Origin of the sequence: Mesorhizobium sp. M7D.F.Ca.US.004.03.1.1 (genome assembly GCF_003998635.1) — a bacterium.
GTDB classification, from domain to species: Bacteria; Pseudomonadota; Alphaproteobacteria; order Rhizobiales; family Rhizobiaceae; genus Mesorhizobium; species Mesorhizobium loti.
The window spans coordinates 1-11,804 of the sequence record NZ_RZQG01000089.1 but is presented as its reverse complement, the minus strand read 5'-3'; the positions used below and the strand labels follow the sequence as shown (position 1 = coordinate 11,804).

Genomic DNA, 11,804 nt, shown 5'->3' with positions numbered 1-11,804 from the left:
CTGGTGAACAGTTCGACCACGCCCAATGGTTTTTCGAGTTGTGGCTTGTCGGCCTGGGCTCGGTCGGGCTCGCCGGCATACCCGGCGCCGGCAGACGCCGAGAAGGCCAGCGCAAAGGCTGCCAGCCACAATGATTTTCGCGAGGCCATGGCCATTCCGATTCCCGCCGGTGGTGCCGGCTTTATCTTGATTGCTAAAATATGTGGCAGAAGCGGAAGTCAACGGGAAGTCACGTTGCGGTGAAATTTGCCATTGCAGCCGACAGCAACGGCACGATAGGGCGGTTCATCGTTTCACCGAAACGCCGAACCGCTCTATCTCTTTGGTTTGACGCAATTTCCAAGGGAAAGCGCTATGCGCTTTTCCCGGGAAAACCGCTTCACACTTTTCCTGTAATTGCTCTAGGAGAAGGCTTGCGCTTCAGGATAGAAACCGATTCGGGCGGCAATCACGATGTGGCAAACTCTTTTGGCGCCGGTCGACCTCTATTGCGAGCGGACCGGGCCGGAATTCTGGTCCGAGCCGGTCAACGCCCTGACGAACCTCGCCTTCATCGCCGCCGGCCTGTGGGGCGTGCGCGAGGTGCGAAGGCTGGGCACCGGCACCTTCGCCGAGGTGCTGGCCTGGTGGGTGGTAGCGATCGGCATCGGCTCGACGATCTTCCACACCTTTGCCACCAAGGGCACGATCTGGGCCGACGTGTTGCCGATCGCCGGCTTCACGCTGGCCTACACGCTGTTCAACCTGCGTCGCTTCCTCGGCCTGCGATGGGGCAAGGCCATCGCCATCTTCATTGTCTTCTATGTGGTTGCCGGGGCGATAACCTTCGCCGTGCCGGACTGGCTGCGCCAGGCGTCGAACGGCACGACGGGCTATCTGCCGCCGTTCTTGGCGCTCGCCTTCTTCGGCGCGCTGGTGGCGGCCAGCGGCAATCGCGCCGGCTGGTACAATCTGGCGGGATCGGCGATCTTCGTGGTGTCCGTCATCTGCCGGATGATCGATCCACTGGTCTGCGGCAGCTTTCCGCTCGGCACGCACTTCCTCTGGCACATCTTCAACGGCCTGATGCTCGGCGTGCTTCTGGCGGCGGCGGCGCGCTTTGGGAAGCCACGGGTAGGGCAGTAGGGCAGTAGGGCAGTAGGGCAGTAGGGCAGTAGGGCAGTAGGGCAGTAGGGGGCCGACTTCCTTGCCCTACTGCCCTACTGCCTTCCCGCTAAGCGGCCAGATCGCGTAACACGTATTGCAGGATGCCGCCGTTCTTGAAGTAGTCGAGCTCGTCCAGCGTATCGATGCGGCAGATGATCGGCACGTTCTTCACCGTGCCGTCGCCATAGGTGACCTTGGCGATCATCGTCTGGCGCGGCTTGATCGTGCTCAGTCCGTCGATCTCGACCAGCTCGTCGCCTTTGAGATTAAGCGTGGCCCAGGAAGTGCCATCCTCGAAGACGAAGGGGATGACGCCCATGCCGACCAGGTTCGAGCGGTGGATGCGCTCGAAGGACTGGGCGATGACGGCGCGGACACCAAGCAGATTCGTTCCCTTGGCCGCCCAGTCGCGCGACGAGCCGTTGCCGTATTCGACGCCGGCGAAGACAACCAGCGGCACGCCTTCCCTCTTGTACTCCATCGCCGCGTCGTAGATCGATTCCTCTTCCTTCGACGGGTAGTGGATGGTGTAGCCACCTTCGCGACCGTTCTCGCCCAGCATGTGATTGCGGATGCGGATGTTGGCGAAGGTGCCGCGCATCATCACCTCGTGATTACCGCGCCTTGTGCCGTACTGGTTGAAGTCGGCGACGCCGACGCCATGGTCGGTGAGGTATTTGCCGGCCGGTGAGGCCGCTTTGATCGAACCCGCAGGCGAGATGTGGTCGGTGGTGATCTTGTCGCCGAACAGGCCAAGCACGCGGGCGCCCTTGATGTCGCCGATCTTGCCGAAACCAGCGGTCATGCCGGCGAAATAGGGCGGGTTCTGCACATAGGTCGAGTTGTCGTCCCAGGCATAGGTCTGGCCTTCCGGCGCCTTGACGTTCTGCCAGTACTCGTTGCCCTTGAAGACGTCGGCATATTTGCGGGCGAACAGCTCGCGGGTGACGTTTTTCTCGATGAACTCCTGGATCTCGGCCGAGCTCGGCCAGATATCCTTGAGATAGACCGGGTTGCCGTTCTTGTCCTCGCCGAGCGGCTCTGTCGTGAGGTCCTTGGTGACGGTGCCAGCCAGCGCATGCGCGACGACCAGCGGCGGCGACGCCAGATAATTCGCCTGCACGTCGGGCGACACACGGCCTTCGAAGTTCCGGTTGCCGGACAGGACCGCGGCAGCAATCAGGCCTTTTTCGTTGATGGTTTTCGAGATCGGCGCCGGCAGCGGGCCGGAATTGCCGATGCAGGTGGTGCAGCCGAAGCCGACCAGGTTGAAACCGATCTGGTCGAGTTCCTTCTGCAGGCCGGATTTCTCCAGATATTCGGCGACCACCTGGCTGCCCGGTGCCAGCGAGGTCTTCACCCACGGCTTCTGCCTCAAACCGAGGCGGTTGGCGTTGCGGGCCAGGAGGCCGGCGCCGATCAGCACGCTCGGGTTCGAGGTGTTGGTGCACGAGGTGATGGCGGCGATGACGACATCGCCGTGACCGAGATCATGGTCGGTGCCTTCGACCGGATAGCGCTTGTGGATCTCGGCGGCCTTCTTGTATTCGGTCTCCATCGCCTTGGCGAAGCCTTCCGGAATGCCTTCGAGCGCGACGCGGCCTTCGGGCCGCTTGGGGCCGGCCATCGACGGCACGACGGAGCCAAGTTCCAGCTCGAGCAGGTCGGTGAAGACAGGGTCGGCCGAGCCGGTGTCGCGCCACAACCCTTGCGCTTTCGCATAGGCCTCGACCAGCGCGATGCGATCCTCGCTGCGGCCAGACATTGTGAGGTAGCGGATGGTCTCACCATCGACCGGGAAGAAGCCGCAGGTGGCGCCATATTCGGGCGCCATGTTGCCGATGGTGGCGCGGTCGGCCAGCGTCATGTTGGAGAGGCCCGGGCCGAAGAACTCGACGAACTTGCCGACGACGCCCTTCTTGCGCAGCATCTGGGTGACGGTGAGCACGAGGTCGGTGGCGGTGACGCCTTCCTTGAGCTTGCCGGTGAGGCGGAAGCCGATGACTTCCGGCAGCAGCATGGAGACGGGTTGGCCGAGCATGGCCGCCTCGGCCTCGATGCCGCCGACGCCCCAGCCGAGCACGCCAAGGCCGTTGATCATCGTGGTGTGCGAATCGGTGCCGACGCAGGTGTCTGGATAGGCGGTGGTTTCGCCGTCCTCGGTGTTGGTCCACACCACCTGGCCGAGATATTCGAGGTTGACCTGGTGGCAGATGCCGGTGCCGGGCGGCACGACGCGGAAGTTGCGGAACGCCTGCTGGCCCCATTTCAGGAACTTGTAGCGCTCCTCGTTGCGCTCATATTCGAGCTCGACATTGCGGGCAAAGGCCATCGGCGTGCCGAATTCATCGACGATGACGGAATGGTCGATGACGAGGTCGACGGGCACCAGCGGGTTGATCTTCTGCGGGTCACCGCCGAGCGAGGCCATGGCGTCGCGCATGGCGGCAAGGTCGACCACGGCCGGAACGCCGGTGAAATCCTGCATCAGCACGCGGGCCGGGCGATAGGCGATCTCGACGCCGGCGGTGCCCTTGTCGGTCAGCCAGCCGGCCACCGCCTGGATCGATTCCTTGGTGACGGAGCGGCCGTCCTCGTTGCGCAGCAGGTTCTCCAGCAGCACCTTCATCGAATAGGGCAGCTGGGCGATGCCTGTCAGGCCGTTCTTCTCGGCCTCGATGAGATCGAAATAGACATACTCGGCGCCGCTTGCGGTCAGCGTGCGGCGGCAATTGAAACTGTCGAGGGATTTTGACACGTGCGATCCTTGTCTGTTCAGCCTGAAAGGGAACGGACGCCGATGGCATGCAATCACGCGCAAAGGTGCGGGTACGGCCATTTCCGCTGTCCGTTCCCAAGCAACCCGAGCCGTTCAAGGCGGCGCGTGCGCTGGTTCGGCGCTAATTCTGTTCCCGTGCCGACCGCTGGCACGGATGCACCGCATATAGAGAATTTTCTGGAATAGTTCTAGACAGTTGCAAAGCAAATTTGTGCGATGCGGCAGCTGCCGCGGCACATGGTTTTCAGGACAGGCGAGGGATGCGGCTGATCGCCGAAAATTTGGGCGGCGAACGCGGCGGCGACACGGTGTTTGCCGGCATCGGCTTTGCCCTGGAAGACGGTCAGGCGCTTGTTGTCACCGGGCCGAACGGATCAGGCAAATCGACTTTGCTGCGGGTCATCGCCAGGTTGCTGCCGGTGGCGGAAGGCAGCGTGAAGATTGAAGGTGGCGGCGAAGCGTTTCCGTCGATCGCGTCGGCCTGTCATTACCTTGGCCACCAGAACGCAATGAAGCCGGCGCTCAGCGTGGCGGAGAACCTGCGCTTCTGGCGCGACTTCAACGGCGATGGGCAACTCGGCGTCGAAGAGGCGCTTGAAACCGTCGGGCTTGGCGGCATCGGCCACCTGCCGTTCGGCTATCTGTCGACAGGGCAGCGGCGGCGGTCGGCGATCGCCAAGCTTTTGGTCAGCCACCGGCCATTGTGGCTGCTCGATGAGCCGACAGCGGGGCTGGACAAGGCTTCGGAGGGGCGGTTCGCGGGGTTGATGACGAGACATTGCGCGGATGGCGGAATGATTGTCGCGGCGACGCATCTGCCGCTTGGATTGGATGGCGCGAAGGGGTTGGTGATGGGGGAACTCCTGCCTCAACAAGGGACCGCATCCTAATGTGGTCGCTCTTCCTGCGCGACATCCGCCTCAACATCCGTGCCGGCGGCGGGGCGCTGACGGGCGTCATCTTCTTCCTCGCTGTCATCGCCACCATCCCGTTTGGGGTCGGGCCGGACCTGAAGCTGCTTGCTCGCATCGGTCCGGCGATCCTGTGGATCGGCGCGCTGCTGTCTTGTCTGCTCGGCCTCGACCGGCTGTTCCAGGCCGACCGCGAGGACGGCTCGCTCGATTTGCTGGTGCTCGGCAATGACCGCCATATGCTGGCGCTGACGGTGCTGACGAAATGCCTGGCGCATTGGGCGGGCAGCGTGCTGCCGCTGGTCATCGCGGCTCCCTTGCTCGGCCTGTTCATGAACATGGAGCCGCTCGGCATCGGCGCCACGGCGCTGACCCTTCTGGTCGGCACGCCGGCAATCACCTTCATCGGTGCTGCCGGTGCCGCCGTGGCGGTGGCGCTGCCTCGTGGTGGGCTGCTGATCTCGGTGCTGGTGCTGCCGCTGACCATCCCGGTGCTGATCTTCGGCGTTTCGGCGAGCTATGGGGCCACCGCCAATCCCGATCCGTTTCTGCAGCCCTTCCTCATTCTTGCCGCGCTGACCTTGTTTCTTAGCGTGCTGGGTCCGGTCTCGGCGGCGCTGGCGCTGCGCCACGGAACGGATTGAGTGACGTCAGGCGCGGTTTGCGCGACATCAAGGGCGGCAGCGCGGCGACCGCATAAGTTCGGAAGCCGCGGCGCGGCAGCCGATTGCGAAGCCGCCAGCACGCCGTTAAGGGAAAGCATGATCGAGCGAGGTGGAAGGATACCGTTGGGAAGAAGGATGTCGATGGAACGGCAGGCATGAGCGCGCACGCACTTTACGTGACCGCCGCCTATGGCATCACCGCCGTGGTGTTGATCGGGCTGATCGGCTGGATCCTGATAGACCAGCGGGCGCGCAAGCGCGAACTCGCCGAACTGGAAGCGGCCGGCGTGCGGCGGCGTTCCGACAAGGCGGCCAGGCCATGAGCACCGAAACGGAAACGCCGACGCCACGTCGCCGCCTGTTCGTGCTTTTGCCGCTGTTGATCTTCCTCGGCCTGGCTGGACTGTTCCTGTCGCAGCTGTTGTCGGGGCGCGATGTTTCGGAAGTGCCGTCGGCTCTGATCGGCCTGCCGGCGCCGCAAACCAACCTGCCGGCGCTGGAGGGCATCAATCTGCCCGGGCTCGATTCGAAATCCTTCGCCGGCAAGGTCACATTGGTCAACGTCTTCGCGTCGTGGTGCGCGCCGTGCCGCGAAGAGCATCCGGTGCTGCTGGCGCTGTCGCAGGACAAGCGTTTCACCATGGCGGCGTTGAATTACAAGGACCGGCCGGAAAATGCTCGCCGATTCCTCGGCGATCTCGGCAATCCGTTCCAGGCGATCGGCGTCGACGAAGCTGGCCGCACGGCGATCGACTGGGGCGTCTATGGCGTGCCGGAAACCTTCGTCATCGGCAAGGACGGCAAGATCGCCTACAAGCATGTCGGCCCGCTGACGCCGGAGACGGCGAGGGATCTCTTGCTGCCACAGATAGACAAGGCGCTGGCGGCGCGTTGATATTAAGGTGATGCCGGCCTGCAAACGGCGGCTTCCTGCACTTCCGGTGCTCACGTAGTTAAGTACGTTCCGCTCCGGTTCTCGGAAACCACCGTTTTCGTCTCGGCCTGACCTGAATCTCAGCGCACCTTGGCGGTGCGTCTTATCGGACTCGAGATCAGCCCGAGATCAGCCGTAGATCTGCTTGTGGACCTGGTAGAGCATTTCCGAGCGGTCGGCGCGCATGTCGGCCAGATCGCGGCTGGAAAAGCTGTCGATTTCGGCGACAAGGCGGTTGTAGTGCTTGCGCTTGGCAATGCTGTTGCGAGCGCGGGTCATGAGACTGTCGAGGATCATAGCAAGGTTCCTTTTGGCGCCGCATTTCGGCGGCGGTTTCTTCCTCCCTTGATCGATACGAAGCATGACATAGTAATGGTGCGTTGCAAAAAGAAGATGTTGCAATGCACCATTGCGCCCAGCGCATAGCCGGTTAATGCTGCGTTGACGTCATGCGTAGAGCCGGCAAGTGATCTGTCTTGGCTTTTTGCATGACACTGTGCGTACCCACATTGCCTTCTGTCCCGCCGGCTGGCTTGATCCGGTGTCACTGATGCCGGGAGGAAAAGCATGGCGGCCGCAGACTACTATGAAATTCTCGATCCGCGCTTCGCGCGCCTGTTCAGCGGCAACGCGCAGGTCGAGAAGCTGTTCACCGGATGCCAATGGGCGGAAGGGCCGGCCTGGTTCGCCGCCGGCCGCTATGTCGTCTGGTCCGACATCCCCAACAACCGCATGCTGCGCTACGACGAGACCGACGGTAATGTCAGCGTCTTCCGTCAGCCGTCCGGCAACTCCAACGGCAACACTGTCGACCGGCAAGGCCGGCTGGTCACCTGCGAGCATTCCGGCCGCCGCGTCAGCCGCACCGAGTTCGATGGCTCGGTCACAACCATCGCCGCCAAATGGAAGGGCAAGCGGCTGAACTCACCCAACGATGCGGTGGTGAAGTCGGATGGCTCGATCTGGTTTACCGATCCGAGCTACGGCATCGATACCGACTATGAAGGCGACAAGGCCGAGAGCGAGATCGGCGCCTGCCATGTCTACCGGGTCGACCCCGGCACCGGCGAGGTCGAAGCCGTCATCACCGACATGGTCAGGCCCAACGGTCTCGCCTTCTCGCTCGACGAGAGCAAGCTCTATGTCGTCGACACCGGCCGCACGCATGGCGCGCAGAATCCGGCGCATATGCGGGTGTTCAATGTCGGCAAGGGCGGCAAGAAAGTCTCCGGCGAAAAAATCTTCGCCGACTGTACGGCCGGCCTGTTCGACGGCTTTCGGCTCGACGAGGACGGACGCATCTGGACCAGTGCGGCCGACGGCATCCATTGCTACGATCCGGACGGCACGCTGATCGGCAAGGTCAAGGTGCCGGAAGTCACCGCCAATTGCGTGTTCGGCGGCAACAAGCTGAATTGCCTCTACATCGCCGGCACCACGTCGCTCTACATGGTGCGGCTGATGGTCAACGGCGCCAAGACTTATTGAGACCAGAGCACTGACGATCATTCGACAGTTTCGTCGAAGTGGGTCGCGAGCACGAACATCCCCGGGAGGACAAAATGCCATTCGTCAACATCCGTATCGTCAAGGAAGTGATCGCCGCCGATCCGGCGGGCAAGAAGGCGGATATCGCCAAAAAGGTCACGGCGGCCATCATGGACGCCACCGGCCTCGGCAATGACGATGTCTGGGTGGTCTTCGAGGAGGTCAATGCGCGCGACTGGTATGTCGGCAAGACCGATGTCGAGACGCTGCGAAAGGGCTAGTTCGAAGGTATGGCGGCCGCCGCTCAACGCGCGCGGATGAAAGCGGCGAAAGCATTCAGCGCATCATGCATCGCCCGCCGGTTTTCCGGCTCGGCCAGGATGGCCTCCACATCAGGCGGCTTCTTGCCGAGCAAGGCAATCTCCAGCACGTCGTCGCAAAGCGCGAACGACATGGTGCGCATGACCTCGGCCAGTGCGGCGCGGGCAAACAGCGAGCGCGGCGAGGCGTGCACCAGCATTGCGGGCTTCTCGACGGCGGCGTCGCGCGAGACCAGCCAGTCGAGGGTGTTCTTCAAACCGCCCGGCACGCCATGGGCATATTCCGGACAGGAGATGATCACGCCGTCGGCTTGAGTGACGGCGTCGATCAGTTCGGACGCCGCGGGCGGCGTCCGCTCGCCCTCATCGTCGGGGTTGAAGATCGGCAGACGGCCAAGCCCGTCATAGACGGTGACACGGCAGCCGGGCGGGGCGTTGTGCGCCAGTGCGGCGACCAGTGCCGAATTGGTGGAGGCCGCGCGCAGGCTGCCGGAAATGGCAAGGATGTTCAGCAAGGTGTGGAACCGGTCAGGACGAATCGTGGTCCCGAAAGCCTACCACATCGTCTGCTTGTAGCCGTCGTCCAGCCAGCGGTCGGTCGCCTCGGCCGAATCGGCCAGCGCCAACTGGTCGCGCAGGATCTGGCCGAGCGTCGGCAGCGTCGCGCGGTCGTACCAGGTTTCCGGCTTCCACAGATCGGAGCGCATGAAGGCCTTGGCGCAATGCATATAGGTGGCCTTAACGGTGACCACGATAACGCTTTGCGGTTCCTTGCCGTCAACGGCAAGCCGCTCGCGCAGGCCACCGTCGACGGTGATGCGGGCCTCGCCATTGACGCGCAGCGTCTCGTTCATGCCGGGAATGAGGAACAGCAGCCCGACCGAGGGATTGAGGAGGATGTTCTCCAGCGTGTCGAGCCGGTTGTTGCCGGGCCGGTCCGGAATGGCGATGGTGGTGTCGTCGAGCACGGCGGCAAAGCCCGGTTTGTCGCCCTTCGGCGTCACGTCGGCATTGCCGGCGCCGTCGGACGAGCCGATCAGCACGAACGGGCTCTTGCCAATGAAGGAACGGCAATGGCCATCGAGCAGTTTCAGCTCCTTGCGGATCGAGCCGTCGGTCGGTCGCGGCGTCTTGTAGATCGTCCTCAGCTCGTCGCGCGTGGTGACGAATTCCATGGCTCTCCCCCTAATTGCAGGCTCTACTTCCCGGCCTTCTCTTCTTTCCCGGTCTTGTCCTCAAGCGAATGGCGCAGGATCAGCGGCATCTGGCTGAAGGTGAACAGAAGCGTGATCGGCATGATGCCCCAGACCTTGAAGGTAACCCAGGCGTCGGTGGAAAAATTCCGCCACACCACTTCGTTGGCAAGGGCCAGGAACAGGAAGAACAGGCCCCAGCGGAAGGTCAGCTTGCGCCAGCCTTCGGCGTCGAGGCTGAAGGCCGAATCGAAGACATAGCCAAGCAGCGACTTGCCGAAGTAGAGGCCGCCGAGCAACACGCCGCCGAACAGCGTGTTGACGATGGTCGGCTTCATCTTGATGAAGATGTCGTCCTGCAGATAGAGCGTCAGTGCGCCGAAGATGAAGACGACGACGCCCGACACCATCGGCATGATCGGCAAGGTGCGCAACAGCAACCATGAAGCGATCAGCGCGATGGCCGTGGCGGCCATGAACAGGCCGGTGGCGACGAAGATCGGGCCGCCGAATTCGGCCAAAGCAGGGAATTTCTGCACCAGCCATTCGCCGCGCGCATTGGCGAAGAAGAAGACCATCAACGGCCCCAGCTCCAGCACCAGCTTGAGCAGCGGATTGACGCCTTCCTTCTTCTGTTTTTGCGGGTCGGACGGATCGCGTTCGAGAATGGGTGGGTTCATGGAATCTCTTTCTTACGCATGATCTGATCCAAAAAGTCTGCAACTTTCTGGGACATGCTTGCTACGCCACTCCAGCGATCGCCCTGGCGAATTCGCTTGCTGAGAAAGGTTCGAGGTCGTCGACCTGTTCGCCGACGCCGATGAAATAGACCGGCAGTTTGTGCTTTGCCGCGATCGCCACCAGAATACCGCCGCGTGCCGTGCCGTCCAGCTTGGTCATCACAAGGCCGTTGACGCCGGCGACATTGCGGAAGATCTCGACCTGGTTGAGCGCGTTCTGGCCGGTGGTGGCGTCGACCGTCTGCAAAACGGTGTGCGGCGCTTCCGGATCGAGCTTGCCGAGCACGCGGACGATCTTTTCGAGCTCGGCCATCAGTTCGGTCTTGTTTTGCAGGCGGCCGGCGGTGTCGATGATCAGCACGTCGGAGCCGGCTTCCCTGGCCTTTTCGAAGGCGTCGTAGGCGAGGCCTGCGGCATCGGCGCCGATCTTGGAGGCGATGACCGGCGATTTCGTCCGCTCGCCCCAGATCTTCAGCTGTTCGATCGCCGCGGCGCGGAAGGTGTCGCCGGCGGCGAGCATCACCGACAGGCCGCCATCGGTGAGCTTGGCGGCCAGCTTGCCGATGGTCGTGGTCTTGCCGGTGCCGTTGACACCGACCACCAGGATGACATGCGGCTTGTGCGAGAGATCGAGCTCCAGCGGCATGGCGACGTGGGTCAGCACCTTTTCCACCTCGGCCGCCATGATGGCGCGAACCTCGGTGTCCGAGACATCCTTGCCGTAGCGGCTGGCGGCCAGCGCATCGGTGACGCGCAGGGCGGTTTCCATGCCGAGATCGGCGCGGATCAGCACATCCTCCAGGTCCTGCAGCGTCTCCTCGTCCAGCTTGCGCTTGGTGAAGACGCCGGCAATGTTGCCGGTGAGCTCCTTGGACGAGCGGGCAAGCCCGTCCTTCATGCGCTGGAACCATGAACGCCTCGGCGCCGGCTCCGGCGCCTTCTGGGGCTCGGCCTTCTGCTCGACCTTCTTGGTGACGGTCACCTTGCCGGGCGCAGGAACGGGTTTTGGAGCAGGTTGCGGAATGGCCTGCGGTTCGGGCGCGATTTCGGCAATGACAGGCTGTGATTCAACAGGCGATGGCTGGCGAATGGGCGCCGGGATATCGACCGGCGGAGCTTCGGGCGCCGGCTTTATCTCCCCCTCGATGGGGGAGGTCCCGAGCGCAGCTCGGGGGTGGGGGTGACTGGCGCCGGTGCTGTCCACCCACCCCGCAGCTTCGCGTCGACCCTCCCCATCGAGGGGAGGGTGGGGCGTCGGCGCGGCCTGCGGTTCAGGCGCAATCTCGGCGAGGACCGGCTGCGTTTCGACCGGTGGAGGCTGGCGAATGGGAGCTCGGATTTCCGCCGGCGGAATCTCGGGTTCCGGCCTTGCCGGTGGAGCCTCGACCGGCGGCGCCGGCACTTCGACGGGCGCAGGTTCTGGCTGCTTCTCCGGCTGCGGCACGACCTCCGGCCGCTCCGGTCCAGGAATTTCCTCCGGTTCAGGTGCGGGAACTGGCTCGGGCGCCGCGGGCGCGGCGGGGACTTCCTCCGGCGTTGGCTCTTTGGCTGGGACCTCGGGGGCAGGAACCTCGGGCTCAACCGGCTGCGGCTCTTCAACCGGGGCAGGCTCAGGCTGGATTTCCGGC

The 11,804-nt window shown here is 63.4% G+C and carries 13 protein-coding genes; 7 read left to right on the top strand and 6 right to left on the bottom strand.

The window, feature by feature from the left end; genetic code table 11:
• Positions 1 to 453: 453 nt before the first annotated feature.
• A complete protein-coding gene (locus EN935_RS08335; RefSeq protein WP_127264878.1) occupies positions 454 to 1,125 on the top strand; it encodes a ceramidase domain-containing protein in 672 nt (223 codons plus the stop codon).
• A gap of 88 nt (positions 1,126 to 1,213) precedes the next feature.
• Here the strand turns inward: EN935_RS08335 and acnA are convergent, their stop codons facing one another.
• Entirely contained in the window at positions 1,214 to 3,904 is a 2,691-nt protein-coding gene (acnA, locus tag EN935_RS08330) for an aconitate hydratase AcnA (protein ID WP_127264877.1), read from the bottom strand.
• A gap of 281 nt (positions 3,905 to 4,185) precedes the next feature.
• Between acnA and ccmA the strand changes: the two genes are divergently transcribed.
• From ccmA to EN935_RS08310, 4 genes are all read left to right on the top strand, one after another.
• A complete protein-coding gene (ccmA, locus tag EN935_RS08325) occupies positions 4,186 to 4,815 on the top strand; it encodes a heme ABC exporter ATP-binding protein CcmA (RefSeq protein WP_127264876.1) in 630 nt (209 codons plus the stop codon).
• On the top strand, positions 4,815 to 5,480 hold the full coding sequence (ccmB, locus tag EN935_RS08320; protein WP_126066917.1) for a heme exporter protein CcmB: 666 nt from the start codon (positions 4,815 to 4,817) through the stop codon (positions 5,478 to 5,480). Before ccmA ends, ccmB begins: the two co-directional genes overlap by 1 nt.
• Before the next feature lie 176 nt (positions 5,481 to 5,656).
• A complete protein-coding gene (gene ccmD, locus EN935_RS08315; RefSeq protein WP_127264875.1) occupies positions 5,657 to 5,824 on the top strand; it encodes a heme exporter protein CcmD in 168 nt (55 codons plus the stop codon).
• Positions 5,821 to 6,396, top strand: a complete 576-nt coding sequence (locus tag EN935_RS08310) for a DsbE family thiol:disulfide interchange protein (protein WP_127264874.1) — start codon at positions 5,821 to 5,823, stop codon at positions 6,394 to 6,396. Before ccmD ends, EN935_RS08310 begins: the two co-directional genes overlap by 4 nt.
• 168 nt (positions 6,397 to 6,564) lie before the next feature.
• Here the strand turns inward: EN935_RS08310 and EN935_RS08305 are convergent, their stop codons facing one another.
• On the bottom strand, positions 6,565 to 6,732 hold the full coding sequence (locus EN935_RS08305; RefSeq protein ID WP_081738754.1) for a hypothetical protein: 168 nt from the start codon (positions 6,730 to 6,732) through the stop codon (positions 6,565 to 6,567).
• 270 nt (positions 6,733 to 7,002) lie between these two features.
• On the opposite strand from EN935_RS08305, the gene EN935_RS08300 reads away from it, so the two are divergent.
• The gene (locus EN935_RS08300; protein WP_109663768.1) at positions 7,003 to 7,923 is read left to right on the top strand and encodes an SMP-30/gluconolactonase/LRE family protein; all 921 of its coding nucleotides are present in this window, start codon (positions 7,003 to 7,005) and stop codon (positions 7,921 to 7,923) included.
• 74 nt (positions 7,924 to 7,997) lie between these two features.
• The gene (locus EN935_RS08295) at positions 7,998 to 8,204 is read left to right on the top strand and encodes a 4-oxalocrotonate tautomerase family protein (protein WP_013892236.1); all 207 of its coding nucleotides are present in this window, start codon (positions 7,998 to 8,000) and stop codon (positions 8,202 to 8,204) included.
• 23 nt (positions 8,205 to 8,227) lie between these two features.
• On the opposite strand, the gene EN935_RS08290 is transcribed toward EN935_RS08295, so the two are convergent.
• From EN935_RS08290 to ftsY, 4 genes are all read right to left on the bottom strand, one after another.
• Positions 8,228 to 8,758 (bottom strand): NADPH-dependent FMN reductase, encoded by a 531-nt coding sequence (locus EN935_RS08290; RefSeq protein ID WP_109663770.1) that lies wholly within the window; start codon positions 8,756 to 8,758, stop codon positions 8,228 to 8,230.
• 39 nt (positions 8,759 to 8,797) lie between these two features.
• Entirely contained in the window at positions 8,798 to 9,418 is a 621-nt protein-coding gene (locus tag EN935_RS08285) for a pyridoxamine 5'-phosphate oxidase family protein (RefSeq protein WP_109663772.1), read from the bottom strand.
• Positions 9,419 to 9,441: 23 nt separating this feature from the next.
• On the bottom strand, positions 9,442 to 10,116 hold the full coding sequence (locus EN935_RS08280) for a septation protein A (protein ID WP_109663774.1): 675 nt from the start codon (positions 10,114 to 10,116) through the stop codon (positions 9,442 to 9,444).
• A gap of 61 nt (positions 10,117 to 10,177) precedes the next feature.
• The gene (ftsY, locus tag EN935_RS41925; RefSeq protein ID WP_164771046.1) at positions 10,178 to 11,797 is read right to left on the bottom strand and encodes a signal recognition particle-docking protein FtsY; all 1,620 of its coding nucleotides are present in this window, start codon (positions 11,795 to 11,797) and stop codon (positions 10,178 to 10,180) included.
• Positions 11,798 to 11,804: the final 7 nt, after the last annotated feature.